The sequence below is a fragment of the Janthinobacterium sp. GW822-FHT07H10 genome (assembly GCF_058798675.1).
The window spans coordinates 572,050-592,811 of the sequence record NZ_JBXAKS010000001.1 but is presented as its reverse complement, the minus strand read 5'-3'; the positions used below and the strand labels follow the sequence as shown (position 1 = coordinate 592,811).

The following is a 20,762-nucleotide window of genomic DNA, read 5'->3' as shown; positions in this document are numbered from 1 at the left end:
ATGAAAGCCTAGCATGAGCAAGAGTACCTTTGGCCAGTTGCCGGCCGTGACCATCCGCGCGGCCGACGGAGCGCAGGCGACCGTCACCCTGTACGGCGGCCACCTGGTCTCATGGCGTACCAGCGATGGCCAGGAGCGTTTGTTTTGCAGCCGCGATTCCGCCCTTGACGGCAGCCGCGCCATCCGTGGCGGCGTCCCGGTGATCTTCCCCCAGTTCGGCGCGCGCGGCACGGGCATGCGCCACGGCTTTGCGCGCGTGGCGACCTGGCGGCTGGCCGCCAGCGGCGAAGCCGGTGGCGCCGCGTATGCGGAATTTACCTTGACCCAGTCCGATCTGCCCGAAGCGATCGCCGCCGCCTGGCCGTTCGCCTTCACCCTGCGCCTGCGCGTGGCCGTCAAGGGGCAAGCGCTGGACTTGAGCCTTTCCGTGCAGAACACGGGCGAGCAGGCATTCCCGTTCTCGGCCGCCCTGCATACCTATTTTGCGATTGAACAGCTGGATGCGGCACGCATCGCCGGCCTGCAGCGCGTGCGCTACTCGGACGAGACGCCGCAGGACGCCCTGCAGGCGGAAGAGCTGCTGCAGCTTGCCGACAAGCTGGACCGCATCTATTACCAGCTGCCGGGCGCCCTGACCCTGCAGGCGGGTGCCGCCACCCTGCGCCTGGAGCAGCAGGGCTTTACGGACGCCGTCGTGTGGAACCCGGGCGCGCAGGACGCGGCCGCCCTGCCCGACCTGGCCGACGACGAATACCGGCGCTTCATCTGCATCGAGCCGGCCCTGATCCAGCCCGATACGCTGGCCGCCGGCGCCGGATGGACCGGTCGCCAGCGCCTTGAATTTACATAAGGGTGACTGAAAAAGTCCAGGGCTAGGCGCCTCGCCGAAGGCAGTACGCATGTACGACGAGGCGGGGTAACAACGCCATGGGCTTTTCTCAGGCGCTCTTAATTCGATTCCTTGATGATGCGGCCATTGGCAGGCTGAATCGGCCGCGCATTCAAGGGATACAGGCGGCTGAACAGCGCCATCTGCGCCGGCGACGCCTGCACCGGCTGCTTCATCACCATCCACAGCACGCCCTCGCTGCAGGGCGGCTCCGTCATCGATCCCATGTAGGTGTAGTAATCGCGCCGCGTCGGCAGCATCTCGGCCGGATCAAGCAGGATGGACGGGTGCATGGTCTCGAATTTTTCCAGCGGCAGATTGTTCCACACGGTCTGGATGGTCGCTTGCGGCGCGCCCCGCTCCAGCAGCAAGGCCAGCACGGCCTGCCGCCCTTCCGCATCGCGGTGCACCAGGTGCACCACCATCTCGAACGCCTTGCCGTTGATGCGCTCTTCCGACGGGCGGTGGAAGTGGAATTGCTGCAGCTCGAACATGCGGTTCTGCACCGTGATGTAATTGCCGCCGCTGACACCCACCTGCACCGTGTGGCCGTTGTCGACCACATTGAACGACGACGGGTGGTAATCAAAACTGATCTGCTCGAGTTCGACCTTCATGCCGTCGCGGATATCGATCGGCGACTGGCGGCTGCCATTGCCGCACTTGGCCCAGTCGACATTGATCTTGCTCCAGTTGGCCGGACCGCTCTCGCCCTCGTACGACCAGTGCGTGCCACGCGGCACGGGCGGCGGTGGCGGCGGCGCCGCCTTCACGACGGCCGCGCGCTTGGCACGCGCGGCGGCGCGGGCCGCCTGGGTGGCGCGCATTTCCGCCAGGCGCGCCGCGATGCGTTCGGACAGGTCGACTTCGGCCGCTTCTTCCTTCTCGCGCGCCGTCGGCGCGACGGTGACGGGCGCCTTGGCCTCCTTGCCCTTCACCGATTCGGTCAGGGTTTTCATGGCGGCCGCGCGCGCCGACGCCGACACCGGCGCGCTGGCCGGCGTGGATGCGGCGGCGGTCGCCGGGGCGGGGGCATCTTTGGCGCTTGCCATGGCCGTCATCACGGCAAGGCTGCAAGCTAACAGGGCGCTCAAATGTCGCATGGAAATCCAGAAAGTAAGAATACCCTCTGGTTTACGGCTGGAAAGCAACAAAACTTGAATCAGGACAGGAGCAAAACAGAAGTACCGAAGAGAAAACAGGATCCAGGGCCAGCTGCGGACGGCGCCGCAGCGTGCTTGCCCTGGATCCTTGCGGCAATTACGCCGACTTGCCGACCATGCGCTTGTAGAGCTTCCACATGCCGCCCAGCACCACCGGCACGACGGCGGCGCCCACGCCGATCAGGACGATCAGGGTCAGGTGGTCGCGGATCCACGGGATATTGCCGAAGAAGTAACCGGCCGTCACCAGGCCCACCACCCACAGCAGGGCGCCCGTCACGTTGTACATCTGGAAGCGCGCATGCGTCATGTCGGAAATACCGGCGACGAACGGCGCAAAGGTGCGCACCACCGGCACGAAACGGGCCAGGATGATGGTCTTGCCGCCGTGCTTTTCAAAGAATTCATGCGTACGGCGCATGGCGTCCTTGTTGATCCAGCGGTAATCGTGGGTAAACACCCTTTGCCCGATGGCCTCGCCTATCCAGTAATTGAGCGTGTTGCCCGTGATGGCGGCCGTGACGAGCAGGAAGATCAGCAAGCCCAGGTGCATCTGTCCCGTCGCGCAAAATGCGCCGGCGATAAACAATAAGGTGTCCCCAGGGAAGAAAAACAGCACGACGAGGCCTGTTTCGCAAAAAATAATGGCGAACAGCACCGCATACACGAGGGTGCCGTACTGCTCGATCAAGATACCCAACGTCTTGTCGACATGCACGATCATGTCGAGGAATTGCACAAAATCCATATATTTTTCCCTAAAGGTAGCGGCGGAATCATACACCACCCGGCCGGCGCAACGGCAGTCCCCGGCCCGATATTTGTTGATTAATTATGCGGCGCCCTTGCGCGCGCGGCAATTTAAGTAAAGGTTAAGGAACGAGCCTGCCAAAGTGCCCAGGCCGGCTGTGCTCCCGGCATGCCAGGCATGCGCCCTGCAATGTTTTTCCAACGAAATATTGCCATTCCGGTATACACTTTCTGACCGGCGCAATCCGCGCCGACCAGGAGAGTACAACATGCGTCTGCATCCACTGAATGGCCTGACCATGGCCACCGTGCTGGGCCTTGCCCAGCTGTCCGCCCACGCAGCGCCTGTGCAGATCAAGGCGCCCGCCGAGCTGCCCGCCAAGGCGACGCTTGCCGACGCCATCAAGGCCTCGAAGCCGTCCGACTGGCGCCCGCTGGACCCGAACAATACCCTGTACCTGGAAATTCCCGCAGGCCGCGTGGTGATGGAGCTGGCGCCCGACTTCGCGCCGAAACACGTGGCCAATATCAAGGCCCTGGTGGCCGAGCAGTACTACGACGGCCTGGCCATCACGCGCGCGCAGGACAACTGGGTGGCGCAGTGGGGCGATCCGAACGAAAAGAATCCCAAGCCGATCCAGCACGCCCAGCGCACCCTGCCCGGCGAATTCACGGTACCCCTGAAAAACATCAAGAGCTTCACGCGCCTGCCGGACTCTGATGGCTATGCGCCGCAAGTGGGGCATTCGAACGGCTTCCCGTCCGCGCGCGACCCGAAAAGCGGCACGGCCTGGCTCACGCATTGCTATGCCACCGTGGGCGTGGGGCGCGACACGGGCAGCGACAGCGGCGGCGGCACGGAGCTGTATGCCGTCATCGGCCAGTCGCCGCGCCACCTGGACCGCGACATCACCGTCGTCGGCCGCGTCGTCGCCGGCATGCCCCTGCTGTCGACGCTGCCGCGCGGCGCCGGCCCGATGGGCTTTTATGACAGCCCCGAGAAAAACGTGCCGATCAAGGCGATCCGCCTGGCCGCCGACGTGCCGTTGGCACAGCGCAGCAACCTGGAAGTGATGCGCACCGATAGCGCCGCCTACCAGGCCGTGCTGGAAGCCCAGCGCAACCGTGGCGGCCCATGGAGCAAGGTCGCCGCCGGCCACATCGACCTGTGCAATGCGCCGATACCGGTGCGGGAAATGGCGAAGTAAATCCATAGGGAGGCGGGCCGGCAGCATCGGGCCCGGCCCAACCTCCCGATGCGAACCCGCTATAATCGCAGCATGAACGCTCCCATCACGCCCCACCGCCCGATCCAGGCCTTGCCTGACCAGTTGATTTCGCAAATCGCCGCCGGCGAGGTGGTCGAGCGGCCATCGGCCGTGGTCAAGGAGCTGCTGGAAAACGCGCTCGACTCGGGCGCCACGCAAATTACCGTGCGCCTGGAAGAAGGCGGCGTGAAACGCATCGCCATCACCGACAACGGGCGCGGCATCGACAAGGAGCAGTTGCCGCTGGCCCTGGCGCGCCACGCCACCTCGAAAATCGCCTCGCTGAGCGACCTGGAAAACGTGGGCACGCTGGGTTTTCGCGGCGAGGCGCTGGCGTCCATTGCCTCCGTGGCCGCCGTCACCCTGACTTCGCGCACGGCCGATGCGGCCCACGCGTGGGAAATCGTCGGCTCGCACAATGGCAGCGTTTCGCCGTCGTCGGGCGCGCACGGCACCACGGTGGACGTGCAAGACCTGTATTTCAATACGCCCGCGCGGCGCAAGTTTTTGAAGTCGGAACAGACGGAATACGGCCACTGCGCCGAAGTCGTGCGCCGCATCGCGCTGGCGCGGCCCGACGTCTCGTTCTCGCTGTCGCACAACGGGCGCACCATCGACCAGTGGAATATCAGCGAGCTAGCCAAGCGCAGCGCCCACATCCTCGGCAACGATTTTGCCGAGGCGCGCCTGGCGCTGGACGAATCGGCCGGCACCTTGCGCCTGCACGGCTTCGCCGGCCTGCCGACGGCGTCCAAGGCGCGCGCCGATGGCCAGTTCTTTTACGTCAACGGGCGCTTCGTGCGCGACAAGCTGCTGGTGCACGCCGTGCGCATGGCGTACCAGGATGTGCTGCACGGCGACCGCTTCCCGTCCTATGTGCTGGCGCTCGACCTCGACCCGGCCCTGGTGGACGTCAACGTGCACCCGTCGAAGATCGAAGTACGCTTCCGCGACAGCCGTTCCGTGCACCAGTTCGTCTTCCACGCCGTGCAGCGCGCGCTGGCGCAGACGTCGGCCACGGCCTTCGGCAGCGTGCCTGCACCCCTGCCCGCCGCCTCCACCCTGAGTGGCGACAGCGGCGCGGGCGCGGGCGGCCCCGGCATCTGGCGCCGCGAACAGACGCAAACCTCGTTCGGCGCGCAGTTTACGAACACCTTTGCGCCGGCCACGCCCGGCGCGGCCCGCCCCTTCTTTGCCGATGCGCCGGGCGTGGCGCAGGACACATCCGCGTATGGCGCCCTGTTCGGTGGCGGCAGCGCATCCTCGCCGGTCACGCAGGTGGAGCCCTATATCGCCTCGCCCGAAGCGATGGCGCGCGAAGAATATCCGCTGGGCTTCGCCCTGGCCCAGCTGCACGGCATCTATATCCTGGCGCAGAACACCAAGGGACTGGTGCTGGTCGACATGCACGCCGCGCACGAGCGCATCCTGTACGAACAGCTGAAAAACGCGCTGCAGGCGCAGGTGTCGGGCCAGGACATGCAGGTGCAGTCGCTGCTGATTCCCGTGACCTTCTACGCGGACGCCATCGAGGTGTCGACGGCGAATGAAAACCAGGAGACGCTGAAAGCGCTGGGCTTCGACATCGCCGCCCTCTCGCCCACCACGCTGGCCGTGCGTTCCGTGCCGACGCTGCTGAAGAACGCCGACGCGCAGACCCTGGCGCGCGACGTGCTGCGCGACGTGCGCGAATACGGCGGCTCGCGCGTGCTGATCGAGCGCCAGAACGAATTGCTGGGCACCCTGGCCTGCCACACGGCCGTGCGCGCCAACCGCATCCTGTCGGTACAGGAAATGAACGCCCTCCTGCGCCAGATGGAGAGCACGGAACGCGCCGACCAGTGCAACCACGGTCGGCCGACGTGGGTGCAGGTCGAGATCAACGCGCTGGACAAGCTGTTCCTGCGCGGCCAGTAAACAGCAGGTCGGATTAGCGCAGCGTCATCCGACACTGCAGCGGCGGCATCACGTCGGCTTGCGCTTGCGCTTGCGCCAAGCCCACCTACGCACCACCTTACAAGAGTCAACATGCAAAACACTCCACACCTCCCCCTGGCCGTCGCCATCATGGGCCCCACGGCCAGCGGCAAGACGGCCAGCGCGCTGGCCATCGCGCAGGCCATCCCGTCCGAGATCATCTCCGTCGATTCCGCCCTCGTCTACCGGGGCATGGATATCGGCACGGCCAAGCCCTCGAAAGAAGAACTGGCGGCCGTCCCCCATCACCTGATCGACATCATCGACCCGCTCGATGCGTATTCGGTGGCGCAGTTCCGCAACGACACCCTGCGCCTGGTGACGGAGATCACGGCGCGCGGCAAGCTGCCGCTGCTCGTCGGCGGCACCATGCTGTACTTCAAGGGCCTGGCCGATGGCCTCGACGATTTGCCCGGCGCCGATCCCGCGCTGCGCGCCCAGCTGGAAGAGGACGCCGCCGCCATCGGCTGGCCCGCCATGCATGCGCGCCTGGCAGAGCAGGATCCCGTCACGGCCGCGCGTCTGGCGCCGGCCGATGCGCAGCGCATCGGCCGCGCGCTGGAAATCATCGCCCTGTCCGGCCAGCCCATGTCGGCCCTGCTGGACCGCCGCGAAAAGACCGTGCTGCCGTTCCAGCTGCAGTCGTTCGCGCTGGAACCGTCGGACCGCGCCGTGCTGCACGCGCGCATCGCCACGCGCTTCGACCTCATGCTGAAAGACGACGCCTTGCTCGATGAAGTGGAGCAGCTGCGCCGCCGCGGCGACCTGCATCCGGGCCTGCCGTCGATGCGCTGCGTGGGCTACCGCCAGGCCTGGGAATACCTCGATGGCCGCATCGACCGCGCCGCCTTGCGCGAGACGGGCATCATCGCCACGCGCCAGCTGGCCAAACGCCAGCTGACCTGGCTGCGCTCCATGCCGGAACGCATCGTCATCGACTGCCTGGGCGCCGATCCAGCCTCGTCCATGCTGGCGCAGATCCAGCCCTTGCTAAAGTAACCACCGCCGATGCGCACGCAGAAAAATCCGCACATTTTTTTGCGCCGGCATTGACAAGGAAAACAGAAGACTGGATAATGCTCGGCTGTTGGGTGTGATATAGCTCAGTTGGTTAGAGCACAGCATTCATAATGCTGGGGTCGGTGGTTCAAGTCCACCTATCACCACCAAAGAACAATCGGCAATGGCCCAGCGGCAGTCAAACTGGGCCATTGTTGTATAACCAGCATCCGGTGCGAACCGGTCTGTTTGGTGATATAGCTCAGTTGGTTAGAGCACAGCATTCATAATGCTGGGGTCGGTGGTTCAAGTCCACCTATCACCACCAAGAATTTGCAGTATTGATCAACCCGCCCCTGCCTCGTGCAGCGGCGGGTTTTGTCATTTCAGGGCGTGCCACATTGCGGCCTGCACGCAACACCTGCGCCCTCCGCATCCATTAGGGATTGTCGCGGGACGGCGCCAGCGATTACAATGAGAATAATTCTCATTTATAGTTTTTGCCCGCCCGCCATGTCCACCATCCCGTCCAGCCTGCAACAGCAAGTGCAGTCGCTCTACAGCGAGCATCACGGCTGGCTGGTGGGCTGGCTGCGCCGCAAGCTCAGTTGCCCGCACGGCGCGGCCGACGTGGCGCAAGACACGTTTTTGCGCATCATCGCCTCGCGCGATGCGCTGTTCGGCATGCGCGAGCCGCGCGCCTACCTGTCGACGACGGCGAAGCGCCTGCTGCTCGACCGCGCGCGCCGGCAGCTGCTCGAGCGCGCCTACCTGGCGGAACTGGCCGCGCTGGCCGATAGCCTGCCAGGCGCGCCGTCGCCGGACGAGATCCTGATGGCCATGCAGGCGCTCGAGCAGATCGCCGGCGCGCTGGCCGGCGTGAACACCAAGGCGCGCGACGCCTTCTTGCTGCACTACCTGGAAGAGCAGCCGCAGGCGGCGGTAGCGGCGCAGCTGAACGTCTCCACGCGCATGGTGCAAAAATACTTGGTGCAAGCCTTGCTGGCATGTCGCCACGCCTGTCCCGGTATGGCGGCATGAGCAGCGCGCGCACGGATGTCGCCGCCGAACAGGCCGCACACTGGATCGTGCAGCTGAGCGCTGACGACCCGGCCGAGCGCGAACAGGCGCGGGCCGGCTACGCGGCGTGGAAGGCAGCCGATCCGCTGCATGCGACGGCGGCAGCCGGCATGGAAAACCTGCTGGGCCAGTTGAGCGCCGTGCGCGCACCGGCCGGCGGCGACCACCGCCCCGCGCGCGCCGCGCTGGCCGCCATCGCGCCCAAGCGTCCCCGCCAGCGCCTGCGCCAGCTGGCCGCCGCCGGCGCCGTGGCCGTGCTGGTGCTGACAACCGCCATGGTCGCCAGCGAACGCCCCGCCTACCTGCTGGCCGACCTGCGCAGCCCCACCGGTCAATGGCGCACGCACACCCTGGCCGACGGCAGCCGCCTGACCCTGGGCAGCCACAGCGCCGTCAACGTGCATTTCAGCGCGGGCGAGCGACATGTGGAGCTGGTGCGTGGCGACATCCTCGTCGACGTCGCCAAGGATGCGCAGCGCCCCTTCATCGTCGACAGCGGCCAGGCGGCGATCCGCGCGCTCGGCACGCGCTTCACCGTGCGCAGGGACGACGGCGCCACGATATTGAGCATGCTGGAATCGAAAGTGTCGGCGCAGGTAGCGCAGCATCCGGCCACCGTGGTGCAGGCAGGCCAGCGCGCGCGCATCACGTCCGATGGCGTGGGGCCACTGACCGCCATCGATGCGGCCAGCCTGCAGGACGCGTGGCGCGCGCACCAGCTGGTGGTCGACGACCAGCCGCTGGCCGAGGTGCTGGACGAACTGGCGCGCCACCGCCCCGGCCAGCTGCATTACGACCGCACGCAGATCGCCGGCATCCGCGTGGCGGCCGTGCTGCCGCTGGACGACACCGACAAGGCGCTGCAGTTGCTGATCGACAATTTCCCGCAGCTGCGCATCCGCATGCTGACGCGCTACCTGGTGATGGTGGACGCGCCCGCCGGCGGCGCCGCCAAAAAATAAATAAAAATTTTGCATGCACGGTTCCACTTTGCGCATCTCGTGCGTCAAGGCAGCTGAGATCATTCAAAAAAGGCTGTCACCATGTACCTTCCTGCCGTTCCCGTTTCGTCCCAGAACCCCTTGCGCACGCGTTTGCGCCCGCTGGCCCTGGCCGCCCTGCTGCTGGCAAGTGCCGGCATGCACGCGCAAGCAGTTGCGCAAACGGCGGCTGCCACCGCCAGCTACAGCATTCCCGCCGGCCCGCTGGCCGGCGCCCTGAACCGCTATGCGCAGCAGGCGGGCGTGTCCATCGTCATCGATGCATCCAAGGTGCAGGGCTTGAGCACTGCCGGCCTGCAGGGCAGTTACGCCATCGATGACGGTTTCGCCGCGCTGCTGCGCGGCAGCGGCTACGTCATCGGCAAGACGCCGACCGGCTATGTGCTGGTGGCCGCGCCGGCAACCCCGCCCACGGCGGCGGCTACCTCCGCCTCGGCTGCCGAGCGCACCATGCCATCGATTACCATCGTCGGCCAGGCCGAACAGGGCGCCACCACCGAAGGCAGCGGCTCCTACACGGCGCGCAAGCTCACCATCGGCAAGGGCGAGCAGGCAATGAAGGATATCCCGCAATCGGTGAGCGTGCTGACGCGCCAGCGCCTGGACGACCAGGGCATCACGGACTTGCGCGAAGCCGTCAACAACGTCACCGGCGTGGTCGGCGTGCATGGCGTGGGACCGGGCGTGGTGATCACGGCGCGCGGCTTCCAGATCGACCAGTGGCAGTACGATGGCGTGCCGATCGACCGCAACACCTACGCGCTGGGTAACTGGGGCCAGGAAAACATGGTCATCTACGACCGCCTGGAAGTGCTGCGCGGCGCCTCGGGCATGCTGGTCGGCACGGGCAGCCCGGGCGGCTCCGTCAGCCTGGCGCGCAAGCGCCCGCTGGCCACGCGCGCGGTCACGCTGACAGGGCGCGCCGGCTCTTGGGACCACTATGGCGCCCAAGTCGACATCAGCAGCCCGCTGAATGCGGAAGGCAGCCTGCGCGGACGGGCCATCGTCGATGAAGACGATACCCACTCCTTCATCGACCAGGTGTGGAGCAAGAACCGCACCCTGTACGCGGCGCTCGACTATGACCTGGGACCCGCCACCACCCTCGGCCTGGCCATCAGCAACGTCAACGACCACGGCCGCCCCACCTTCATCGGCCTGCCCCGCTATACGGACGGCAGTGCGTTGAACTTGCCTCGCTCCACCTTCACGGGCGCCGACTGGAACCGCAGCGAGGCCAGGCAAACCAATGTCTACCTCGACCTGGAACACCACTTCAACAGCCAGTGGAGCCTGAAGGCATCCGCCGTGAACATGAAGGAAAACACCAGCTCAGTGCACCAGCGCGTGGCCATGCCCATCAATCCCGACGGCAGCGGCGCACGCTATGGCGACTTTGGCATGGATTTCGACAACCGCAAGCGCGGCATCGATAGCTACGTACGCGGCAAATTCGACGGCCTGGGCATCGCGCAGGAAATCCTCGTGGGCGCCAGCTATGTCACGATGGCGTCGGACGACGTCTATGCCCGCGCCTGGGAATCCGGGGCGGACGTCTTCAACATCAGGCACAACCGTCCATGGCAAGACCTCGACAGCATCGCCGCACGCGGCGTGCGTCCCGTCAGCACCTACGAAATACGCCAGAAAGGCCTGTATGGCAGCTGGAACGGCCAGTTGACGAACAAGCTGAAAACCGTGCTGGGCGGCCGCTTCAGCTGGTATGACTTCCTGTACGCGACGCCCGAAGGTCCCGGCGAACAAATCAACACCACCGCCAAGTTCACGCCGTCGGCGGCACTGATCTACGCGCTCGATCCGCAATGGTCGGCCTACGCCAGCTATGCCGACATTTTCACGCCACAAAGCAACCGCGATATACAAGGCAAGGTCCTCAAGCCCATCACGGGCACCAACTACGAGGCAGGCATCAAGGGGGAACTGCTGGATGGCAAGGTCAACACCTCGCTGGCCGTGTTCCGTTACGACCACAAGAACCGCGCCGTCACCGACTATGCCGCCGACCTCGCGTGCGATGGGCAGTACTGCTCGCGCGCGTCGGGCAAGGTGCGCAGCCAGGGCCTGGAAGCGGAAGTGTCGGGCGAAGTGGCGCGCGGCCTGCAACTGTCGGCCGGCTACGCCTATACGACGACGACCTACCTGAACGACCCGGACAATCAGGGCAAGGCCTTTTCCACCTGGACGCCGAAGCACATGCTGCGCGTGTGGTCCAGCTACACCCTGCCCGGCGCCTGGGACAAGTTCAGCGTGGGCGCCGGCGTCAATACGCAAAGCCATACGGTCGATACCGGGTACACGTTCAAGGTTGCCGGCTTCTCGATCTGGAATGCACGCATGGCCTGGCAAGCCACGCCGCAAGTAGCCCTGTCACTCAATGTCAACAACGTCTTCGACAAGAGCTACATCATCCCGGCCTACAACAACACGGGTTCGAATAACTACTATGGCGACCCGCGCAATGTGCAGTTCACCCTGAAGTACACGCCGAAGTGGTAGGCTGACGCCCTGCAATGACAGCACAGGCGGGCCGGCATTCAGCCGTGCCCGCTTTTTTTTCGTTCGGTGCTAGGCTTGCATTCAAGAAACCATCCGCACAAAAACCATGCCCCTCTCGCTTCCCCCGTCCAGCATGCCGCTGGCCCTGGCCTTCGCCCTGTACGCCAGTCCCGCCCTGGCCCAGGATGGCTATTACCAGACCAAGACGCCCTACGCGCCGCAACAGGACCCGGCCACGTATGCCGCGCCGCCGGCCGGCTTCCAGCCCATCTTCACGCAGCTGGTGGCGCGCCATGGCGCGCGCGGCCTGACCGGCATGAAGGGCGACGCGGCCCTGTACGCGATGTGGCGGCAGGCGGCCGCGCAGGATGCCCTGACACCGCTGGGACGCGAACTGGGGCCGGACATCCTGGCCCTGATGCAGGCCAACGCCCTGCTCGGCTATGGCGTGGCCGGCATCGAGCAGCCCGGCTATGGCAATCTGTCGCAGACGGGCATAGCCGAACACCGGCAGCTGGCCGTGCGCCTGCTGGCGCGCCTGCCCGCCCTGTTTGCGCAGCTGGAACAGGATGCGGCCACGGCGCCGCGCCAGCTCGTCACCATCCACTCGGGCGTGGACCGCGCCCGCGACAGCGCGCGCTTCTTCACGCAGTCGCTGCTCGAGCATGCGCCGGCGCTCGCGCCGCTGCTGTATCTGCCGCCCGCGCCGGCGCCGTATCCGCAGGGACGCGCCACCGGGGTGCAGCCGACATTACAGCCCGATGGCGTCAACCGCTTCCTGCTGTACGCGCACAAGCTGGCGCCGCAGACGGACCGCGTCACCGATCGCGCCAGCCCGTATTTCGCCACGTATGAGGCCAGCCAGGCCTACCAGTACTACATCAGGACCAAGCGGCTCGACACCCTGACGGCGGCCCCCGCCAGGCAGCCGGCGGCAGCCAGGCATGCGCGCCAGGTGCTCGAACGGCTGTTTACGCCAGCCTTCCTGGCGCAGTTTGACGGCGGCCGCACCAGCTATGCGGACACGGGCAGCTACACGTTTACCAGCGCGGATGGCAAATTCACGCGCACCCTGACGGGCAGCGGCAAGACGGCCATCCGCAGCGTCAATGCGGCCGCCACGAAACTGTATGAGCTGTACGCCATCGCCGCCGGCATGCGCCACGAGGTGGCGGCCGATTTCAGCCGCTACATGCCGGCCGACGACGCGCGCTACTACGCTGCGGTGGCCGACCACGAGGATTTTTACCAGAAGGGGCCGTCCACCACGGACAGCGCCGGCGTGACGTGGCGCTTCGCACTGGCGCTGCGCGAGGATTTCTTCAGGGAGGTCGATGCGCTGGCCGGCGGTGACTTGCGCCATGCGGCCAAGCTGCGCTTCACGCATGCCGAGATGATCATTCCGCTGGCCTCGGCCATGGGTTTGCAGCAGGCGCTGGCGCCCCTGCCGGAGGCCATACCCTACAGCTATGCCAACAACCGATGGCGCGGCGCGCAGGTGTCGCCGCTGGCGGCCAACCTGCAGTGGGATGTGTACCGCAATGCGGCGGGCCAGCTGATCGTGCGCCTGTTGTATAACGAAAAGGAAACGCCGTTCCAGGCGTCCTGCGACGGCGCCCGCATCGCGCCGGGCAGCGTGTTCTACGACTACACGGGACTGAAGGCCTGCTACGGCCACGTGGCGGCGCCGTCACGGTGAAAAAAAAGCCGCCAGCTGGAAGGCTGGCGGCTTGCGCGGTGCTCACACGGCGTGCGCGTTTACTGCCAGGCTTCCTTGCCCGCCTGTGGCTTGCCCACCATCAGCAAGGCACCCAGGGTCAGCACGGCGGCCAGCGACAGGTAATAGCCGACGTACTGCAAGCCATAATTCGTGGCCAGCCAGGTGGCGATATACGGCGCCAGCGAGGCGCCCAGGATGCCGGCCAGGTTGAACGTCAGCGACGCGCCCGTGTAGCGCACTTCGGGCGGGAACAGCTCGGACAGCATGGTGCCCAGCGGGCCGTAGGTCATGCCCATCAAGCCGAGGCCGACGGCCATGAAGACGGTCACTTCCCACGTCACGCCCGAGCCGAACATCGGTGCCAGCACCAGGCCGAAGATGGCGATGGCGACGGAAACCCAGATCATGGTCGCACGGCGGCCGCGGCGGTCGGCCAGCACGGCCGAGAATGGAATCGTCAGGGCGAAGAACAGCACGGCAAACAGCTGCACGACGAGGAATTCCTTGCGCGTGAAGCCCAGCTTGGTCGTGCCCCAGCTCAGCGCGAACACCGTCATCAGGTAGAACAGCACGAAGGTGGCCAGGGCAATGATGGTACCCAGGAACAGCATGCGGCCGTGCTGGCGGAACACGGTGGCCACCGGCAGTTTCACGACCTCGTTCTTGTCGATGACTTTCTGGAAGTCCGGCGTTTCCGTGATCTTCAGGCGCACGTACAGGCCGACGATGACCAGCAGCGCGCTGGCCAGGAACGGGATGCGCCAGCCATAGCTGAAGAATTGCTCATCGGTCATGGTTTCGCTGAGCAGCAGGAAGATGCCGCCCGACAGGAAGAAACCGATCGGCGCACCGAGCTGCGGGAACATGCCGTACCAGGCGCGCTTGCCCGGTGGCGCGTTTTCCGTGGCCAGCAGCACCGCGCCGCCCCATTCGCCGCCCAGGCCCAGGCCCTGGCCGAAACGGCACAGCGCCAGCAGCAATGGCGCCAGGGTGCCGATGGCCGCATAGGTCGGCAGCAAGCCGATGATGACGGTGGAAATACCCATGGTCAGCAAGGCGGCCACCAGGGTCGCCTTGCGGCCGATGCGGTCGCCGAAGTGGCCGAACACGGCCGAGCCGATGGGGCGGGCAAAGAAGGCGATGGCGAACGTGGCCAGCGATTGCAGCACGGCGGCCGACGGGTCGCCGGCGGGGAAGAACAGTTTCGGGAACACCAGCACGGCGGCGGTGGCGTAGATATAAAAGTCAAAGAACTCGATGGTGGTGCCGATCAGGCTGGCGAACAGCACCGTGCCGGGGGAATTTTTCTTGGGGGGGGTGCTCATTTACTGCGCTCCTTGGGGAGGGTGTCTAAAGGCCATTCTCTGGATGTTTTTTCAGGCAGCAGCACAGCACGTTGTCTCCGTGTCGTTCGCATATCATAGCCTTGCATGCGGGCATTTGCCGCGCATTTGCTATTAAATTTGCAAACAAAAAACAACGGTTTTTGTTGCCGTAGCGAACTGCCGGCAACGCGCGCTATCGCGCCGTGATCAGTGCTGATTTAGAGAAACAACGGTCGTGCGCCATCCGGTTGCCCGGGGCACGGCAGGAAAGGCGTCAGGGGATGGGCGACGTGTATCAGGCCCGGCGTATCGCCAGGCATTCCGTACCAGACCCGCGCGTCGGCATCGCGGCATCGGTCATTTGTGGTGAATCCTTGCCTGCGGCCCCTCCGGATGGAGCGGGCCGGCGATGATCGCGCCTGCATCCGGTCAAGGATGCGGTTGATCTTGCTGTAAGCGGCCTATGATACGCGCAGTGCTGCGGTGCGGCAAGAAGTTGTGTTAGAGCATGTAGTGCGGTGGTGTCGGCTTACGCTGCGCCAAGCCGACCTACGCATCAATCAATGCGAAAGCCTGCTCAATCTCGGCGCTGTCGAGCGGGCGCACGAGGCGCGCCACTTCCTGGCCATCCTTGAGGAAGATCAGGGTCGGCCACAGTTTCACCTTGAATGAACGGCCCAGGGCGCGGCCGGGGCCGTCTTCCACGCGCACATGCGGCACCCCGGGGTGCGCTGCAAACGCGGCGGCCAGCGGCGCCTGGGTGGCGCGGCAATGGCCGCACCAGCCCGTGCCGAATTCCAGCAGGGCCGGCCCCGCCAGGGCGTCGATCTCGGCGCGCGTCGGTTGCGCTACAGAATAGGTCTCGCTCAGCATGCATATCTCCTTGATGCCATGTAAAAGCCCGCAAGGCGATTGTGCGCCATGCGGGCTCGTCGTGTTGTGCGCTAGCGCGCTTTACACCACTTTGACGCGCAATTCGCCGAGACCATCGATGGCGCCCACCAGCTCGTCGCCGCGCTGCACGGCCGCCACGCCGGCCGGCGTGCCCGTATAGATCAGGTCGCCCGGTTGCAGGGTAAAGTAGGTCGACAGGTCGGCGATGGTTTCGGCCACGTTCCAGATCAGCATGGCGATGTTGCTGCCCTGGCGCAGCTCGCCATTCACGTGCAGGGTGATGGCGGCCTGCCTGACGTCGCCCGCCTGCGCGGCCGGCGTGATGGGGCCGATGGGCGCCGAGCATTCGAAGGCCTTGCCCGTCTCCCATGGACGGCCCAGCTTTTTCGCCGCGCCCTGCACGTCGCGGCGCGTCATGTCCAGGCCCACGGCGTAGCCCCACACGTGCGCCATGGCCTCGTCGACGCCGATATCGCTGCCGCCCTTGCCGATGGCCACCACCAGCTCCATCTCATGCTGAAAATCCTGCGTCTGCGCCGGATACGGCAATGCGCCCGTCGTGCCGGCAGGCACGGGCAACACGGCGTCGTTGGGTTTCATGAAGAAAAACGGCGCCTCGCGGCCCGTGTGGCCCATTTCCTTGGCATGGTCGACATAGTTGCGGCCCACGCAATAGATGCGGTGGACGGGAAAGCTATCGGCGCTGCCGGCGACGGGCACGCTGGGCTGGATGGCTGCGGGAATGACATACGGCATGGAAACTCCTGATCGGCAGGGGGAACGGCGACAATAGAAAAAAGGCGGCACCGCGGTGCCGCCCATATTTTACGGCAACTTTATTTCAGCAGACCCGAGCGGCTCGGGTCCGGCATGCGGATGGCGACGATGAAGGAGATCAGGCACATGATGGTCACATACCAATAGAAATACTCTTCCACGTGCCAGGCCTTGAACTGCAGCGCCACGTATTCGGCCGAACCGCCGAACATGGCGTTGGCGACCGCGTACGACAGGCCCACGCCCAGCGCGCGCACTTCGACGGGGAACATTTCCGCCTTGATCAAGCCGCTGATCGAGGTGTAGAAACTGATGATGGCCAGGGCGATGATGATCAGGCCAAACGCCGCGTACGGGCTGGAAATATCCTTCAGGGCATGCATGATCGGCAACACGCACAGGGTGGCCAGGCCGCCGAAGAACAGCATCGAGGTGCGGCGGCCGATGCGGTCGGACAGGGCGCCGAACACGGGCTGCAGCACCATGTACACGAGCAGGGCGCAGGTCATGACGGCGCTGGCCGTCTTGGTATCCATGCCGGCCGTATTGACCAGGTATTTCTGCATATACGTGGTGAAGGTGTAGAACACGAGCGAACCGCCGGCCGTAAAGCCCAGCACCGTGATGAAGGCGCGTTTGTGCTTGAGCAAGCCACGCAGGCTGCCCGCATCCTTGTCCTTGCGCTCGCTGGCGGTGGTCGTTTCCGTCAGGGATTTACGCAGGTTCAGCGACACGAGGGCCGCCAGCGCGCCGAAGACGAACGGGATGCGCCAGCCCCAGGCGCGCAATTCTTCCAGGGTCAGCAATTGCTGCAAGACCACCAGCACCAGCAGCGCCAGCAGCTGGCCGCCGATCAGGGTCACGTACTGGAACGAGGCAAAGAAACCGCGCTTGCCCGATTCCGACACTTCGCTCATGTAGGTGGCGCTGGTGCCGTACTCGCCGCCCACGGAGAGGCCCTGGAACAGGCGCGCCACCAGCAGCAGGAACGGGGCGAAGGCGCCGATCGTGTCATAGGTGGGCATGACGGCGATCATCAGCGAGCCGCCGCACATCATCAGCACGGAAATCATCATCGACTGGCGGCGGCCGTACTTGTCGGCGATGCGGCCGAACAGCCAGCCACCCACGGGGCGCATGAGGAAGCCGGCGGCAAAGATGCCGGCCGTCTGCAGCAGCTGCGTGGTGGGATTGCCGGAAGGGAAGAAGGCGTGCGAGAAATACAGCGCGCAGAAGGAATAAATATAGAAGTCGAACCACTCGACCAGGTTACCGGAGGAAGCGCCAATGATGGCCTTGATGCGCTGCTGGGAAGTCAGCTGCGCAACGTCATGCGGAGTATCGTGGGATGTCATATCAGTCTTCTTGTATTCAAAAAAACGGCCCGGAAGCCAGTGCCAGGCGGCCCGATGCAGAACATCGGCCAGCCTGGTTTTGCATCATACGCCCTTGATCGAGGTCAAAAAGCCGGCCGGCATACGCGTTAATACGTATCGCCGGCAACTTTTTTTTCGCCGTCGGACGCGCGGAATCACACCCGCTCCAGCACCAGCGCCATGCCCTGGCCGATGCCGATGCCGCATCTTGTGTCAGTGCACAGTGCATGGCGCCTGCCCGGGTGCGCTGCAGCTCACACCCGCTCCAGCACCAGCGCGATGCCCTGGCCGATGCCGATGCCGCATCTTGTGTCAGTGCACAGTGCATGGCGCCTGCCCGGGTTCGCTGCAGCTCACACCCGTTCCAGCACCAGCGCGATGCCCTGGCCCACGCCGATGCACATGGTGCATAAGGCATAGCGCCCGCCCGTGCGGTGCAGCTGGTTGACGGCCGTCATGGCCAGGCGCGCGCCCGAGGCGCCCAGCGGATGGCCGAGGGCGATGGCGCCGCCGTTCGGGTTGACGCGGGGGTCGTCGTCCTGCAAGCCCAACTGGCGCAGCACGGCCAGCCCCTGCGCGGCAAACGCTTCATTGAGTTCGATGACGTCGAAGTCGGCCAGGGTCAAGCCCGTCATGGCCAGCACTTTCAGGGTGGCGGGCGCGGGGCCGATGCCCATGATGCGCGGCGCGACGCCGGCCGTCGCCATGGCCACCACACGCGCGCGCGGCGTCAGGCCGAAGCGCGCCGCATTGACTTCATCGGCCAGCAGCAGGGCCGCCGCGCCATCGTTGACGCCGGACGCGTTGCCGGCCGTGACCGTGCCATCGGCGCGCACGACGGGCTTGAGTTTCGTCAAGGTTTCCAGGGTGGTGGCGCGCGGGTGCTCGTCGCGGGCCACGAGGATCGGTTCGCCCTTCTTCTGGACGATGCTGACGGGGCAGATCTCGCTGTCGAACACGCCCGCCTGCTGCGCCGCCAGCGCCTTGACCTGGCTGGCCAGGGCGAACGCGTCCTGGTCCGCGCGGCTGATGCCAAAGTCCAGCGCCACGTTTTCCGCCGTTTCCGGCATCGAGTCGACGCCGTATTGCGCCTTCATCAAGGGGTTGATGAAACGCCAGCCGATGGTCGTGTCTTCCATTTTCATGCCGCGCGCAAAGGCGCTGTCGGCCTTGCCCATGACGAACGGCGCGCGGCTCATGCTTTCCACGCCGCCGGCGATCAGCAAGCCCGCTTCGCCGCTCTTGATGAAGCGCGCGGCGCTGCCGATGGCGTCCAGCCCCGAGCCGCACAAACGGTTCAGGGTGGCGCCCGGCACGCTGTCGGGCAGGCCGGCCAGCAAGGCGGCCATGCGCGCCACGTTGCGGTTGTCCTCGCCCGCCTGGTTGGCGCAGCCGTACAGCACGTCGGTGACGGCGGTCCAGTCCACGTCCGGGTTGCGCGCCATCAAGGCACGGATGGGCACGGCGCCCAGGTCGTCGGCGCGCACGCCGGCCAGTCCGCCGCCGTAGCGGCCGAATGGCGTGCGCTGGGCGTCGCAGATATATGCGTGGGTCATGTTCTTTCCTCCAAGAAAGTTAAAGAGAGAGGCTTAAGGGGCGCGGCCGTCCGTCAGCGGCACGGCCGTCAGTGCTTGCAACTGTGCAAAACTCAAGCCATCGACCAGTTCGACGACCGTGGCGCCAGCCGGTCCCAGGTCGAGCACGGCCAGGTCGCTGTAGATGCGGCTGACGCAGGCGATGCCCGTCAGCGGATAGGTGCAGGCCTGCACCAGCTTGCTTTCACCCGTCTTGGTCAGCAATTCCATCATGACCCAGGTCTTTTTCGCGCCGATGGCCAGGTCCATGGCCCCGCCCACGGCGGGGATGGCGTCCGGCGCGCCCGTGTGCCAGTTGGCCAGGTCGCCCGTGGCGGACACCTGGAAGGCGCCCAGCACGCAGATGTCCAGGTGGCCGCCGCGCATCATGGCAAAGCTGTCGGCGTGGTGGAAGTAACTGCCGCCGGCCAGCAGGGTGACGGGCTGCTTGCCCGCGTTGATCAGGTCATAGTCTTCCTCGCCGGGCACGGGCGCCGGGCCCATGCCGATCACGCCGTTTTCGCTGTGCAGGATGATGTCGGCGCCGGCCGGCAAGTGGTTGGCCACCAGGGTCGGCAAGCCGATGCCCAGGTTGACGACACTGCCTTCATGGATGTCGGCCGCCACGCGGGCCGCCATCTGGTCTCGATTCCATTTATTCATATTGATACTCCTCAAGCGGCTTTGAAGCCGGCGGGGCCGGTGGCCGTGCGCGGCACTTGCACGATGCGCTGCACGAACAGGCCCGGCGTGATGACGTGTTCCGGGTCGATGCTGCCCAGTTCGGCAACTTCATGCACGGAAGCAATACTGACTGTCGCGGCCATGGCCATGATCGGGCCGAAGTTGCGCGCCGTCTTGCGGTAGGTGAGGTTGCCCCAGCGGTCGCCCTGCTCCGCCTTGATCAGCGCGAAGTCGGCGTGGATGGGCGACTCGAACACATACATGCGGCCGTCGATCTCGCGCGTTTCCTTGCCCTTGGCCAGGTCCGTGCCATAGCCGGTGGGGGTGAAGAAGCCGCCGATGCCGGCGCCGGCGGCGCGGATGCGCTCGGCCAGATTGCCCTGCGGCACCAGTTCCAGTTCCAGCTTGCCCGCGCGGTACAGGGCGTCGAAGACGTGGGAATCGGCCTGGCGCGGGAACGAACAGATGATCTTGCGCACCTGCCCGTTGTTCAGCAGGGCGGCCAGGCCCGTGTCGCCATTGCCCGCGTTGTTGTTGACGATGACGAGCTCGCGCGCGCCGTGGGCGATCAAGCCGTCGATCAGCTCGGCCGGCTGGCCGGCGCCGCCGAAGCCGCCAATCATGACGGTGGCGCCATCGTGGATATCGGCCAGCGCGTCAAAGACGCTGGAACGCAGTTTGTCGATCATTGCCTGCCTCCTACAAATCAAATCCATCGGTCATTTGTTCGCATATCGAACAAATATTCGTATTTAGAACTTATTCGTG

At 65.5% G+C, this 20,762-nt stretch carries 17 protein-coding genes and 2 tRNA genes; 10 read left to right on the top strand and 9 right to left on the bottom strand.

The window, feature by feature from the left end; translation table 11 throughout:
- Positions 1–13 precede the first annotated feature (13 nt).
- Positions 14–850: a D-hexose-6-phosphate mutarotase gene (locus tag AC1RDJ_RS02685; RefSeq protein ID WP_493026411.1), complete on the top strand. Its 837-nt coding sequence runs from the start codon at positions 14–16 to the stop codon at positions 848–850.
- 98 nt (positions 851–948) lie between these two features.
- Here the strand turns inward: AC1RDJ_RS02685 and AC1RDJ_RS02680 are convergent, their stop codons facing one another.
- Positions 949–1,992: a carbonic anhydrase gene (locus tag AC1RDJ_RS02680; RefSeq protein ID WP_071322096.1), complete on the bottom strand. Its 1,044-nt coding sequence runs from the start codon at positions 1,990–1,992 to the stop codon at positions 949–951.
- A 157-nt stretch (positions 1,993–2,149) separates the two neighbouring features.
- Positions 2,150–2,800, bottom strand: a complete 651-nt coding sequence (locus tag AC1RDJ_RS02675) for a VTT domain-containing protein (protein WP_071322095.1) — start codon at positions 2,798–2,800, stop codon at positions 2,150–2,152.
- Positions 2,801–3,071: 271 nt separating this feature from the next.
- On the opposite strand from AC1RDJ_RS02675, the gene AC1RDJ_RS02670 reads away from it, so the two are divergent.
- The 9 genes from AC1RDJ_RS02670 to AC1RDJ_RS02630 all read left to right on the top strand — a co-directional run bounded on the left by AC1RDJ_RS02670 (position 3,072) and on the right by AC1RDJ_RS02630 (position 13,343).
- Entirely contained in the window at positions 3,072–4,010 is a 939-nt protein-coding gene (locus tag AC1RDJ_RS02670; protein ID WP_493026410.1) for a peptidylprolyl isomerase, read from the top strand.
- A gap of 72 nt (positions 4,011–4,082) precedes the next feature.
- Entirely contained in the window at positions 4,083–5,987 is a 1,905-nt protein-coding gene (mutL, locus tag AC1RDJ_RS02665; RefSeq protein ID WP_493026409.1) for a DNA mismatch repair endonuclease MutL, read from the top strand.
- A gap of 111 nt (positions 5,988–6,098) precedes the next feature.
- A complete protein-coding gene (miaA, locus tag AC1RDJ_RS02660) occupies positions 6,099–7,046 on the top strand; it encodes a tRNA (adenosine(37)-N6)-dimethylallyltransferase MiaA (RefSeq protein WP_289884914.1) in 948 nt (315 codons plus the stop codon).
- Between the two features lie 93 nt (positions 7,047–7,139).
- A tRNA-Met gene (locus tag AC1RDJ_RS02655) sits at positions 7,140–7,216 on the top strand.
- Between the two features lie 81 nt (positions 7,217–7,297).
- Positions 7,298–7,374: transfer RNA gene (locus tag AC1RDJ_RS02650), tRNA-Met, on the top strand.
- A gap of 185 nt (positions 7,375–7,559) precedes the next feature.
- On the top strand, positions 7,560–8,087 hold the full coding sequence (locus AC1RDJ_RS02645; RefSeq protein WP_493026408.1) for a sigma-70 family RNA polymerase sigma factor: 528 nt from the start codon (positions 7,560–7,562) through the stop codon (positions 8,085–8,087).
- Positions 8,054–9,088 (top strand): FecR family protein, encoded by a 1,035-nt coding sequence (locus AC1RDJ_RS02640; protein ID WP_493026407.1) that lies wholly within the window; start codon positions 8,054–8,056, stop codon positions 9,086–9,088. Before AC1RDJ_RS02645 ends, AC1RDJ_RS02640 begins: the two co-directional genes overlap by 34 nt.
- Positions 9,089–9,169: 81 nt before the next feature.
- Positions 9,170–11,644 (top strand): TonB-dependent siderophore receptor, encoded by a 2,475-nt coding sequence (locus AC1RDJ_RS02635; protein WP_493026406.1) that lies wholly within the window; start codon positions 9,170–9,172, stop codon positions 11,642–11,644.
- A gap of 106 nt (positions 11,645–11,750) precedes the next feature.
- The gene (locus AC1RDJ_RS02630; RefSeq protein ID WP_493026405.1) at positions 11,751–13,343 is read left to right on the top strand and encodes a histidine-type phosphatase; all 1,593 of its coding nucleotides are present in this window, start codon (positions 11,751–11,753) and stop codon (positions 13,341–13,343) included.
- Positions 13,344–13,402: 59 nt separating this feature from the next.
- Here AC1RDJ_RS02630 and AC1RDJ_RS02625 read toward each other — a convergent pair whose 3' ends face one another.
- From AC1RDJ_RS02625 to AC1RDJ_RS02595, 7 genes are all read right to left on the bottom strand, one after another.
- A complete protein-coding gene (locus AC1RDJ_RS02625; protein ID WP_493026404.1) occupies positions 13,403–14,689 on the bottom strand; it encodes an MFS transporter in 1,287 nt (428 codons plus the stop codon).
- A 549-nt stretch (positions 14,690–15,238) separates the two neighbouring features.
- Entirely contained in the window at positions 15,239–15,562 is a 324-nt protein-coding gene (locus AC1RDJ_RS02620; RefSeq protein WP_071322087.1) for a thioredoxin family protein, read from the bottom strand.
- 81 nt (positions 15,563–15,643) lie between these two features.
- Positions 15,644–16,339 (bottom strand): fumarylacetoacetate hydrolase family protein, encoded by a 696-nt coding sequence (locus AC1RDJ_RS02615; protein ID WP_493026403.1) that lies wholly within the window; start codon positions 16,337–16,339, stop codon positions 15,644–15,646.
- An 80-nt stretch (positions 16,340–16,419) separates the two neighbouring features.
- Positions 16,420–17,715: an MFS family transporter gene (locus AC1RDJ_RS02610; RefSeq protein ID WP_071322085.1), complete on the bottom strand. Its 1,296-nt coding sequence runs from the start codon at positions 17,713–17,715 to the stop codon at positions 16,420–16,422.
- Positions 17,716–18,089: 374 nt separating this feature from the next.
- Positions 18,090–19,292 (bottom strand): 3-oxoadipyl-CoA thiolase, encoded by a 1,203-nt coding sequence (pcaF, locus tag AC1RDJ_RS02605; protein ID WP_493026402.1) that lies wholly within the window; start codon positions 19,290–19,292, stop codon positions 18,090–18,092.
- Between the two features lie 33 nt (positions 19,293–19,325).
- Positions 19,326–19,973 (bottom strand): 3-oxoacid CoA-transferase subunit B, encoded by a 648-nt coding sequence (locus tag AC1RDJ_RS02600; protein ID WP_493026401.1) that lies wholly within the window; start codon positions 19,971–19,973, stop codon positions 19,326–19,328.
- 11 nt (positions 19,974–19,984) lie between these two features.
- Positions 19,985–20,683, bottom strand: a complete 699-nt coding sequence (locus tag AC1RDJ_RS02595) for a 3-oxoacid CoA-transferase subunit A (RefSeq protein ID WP_289884904.1) — start codon at positions 20,681–20,683, stop codon at positions 19,985–19,987.
- Between the last annotated feature and the right edge of the window lie 79 nt (positions 20,684–20,762).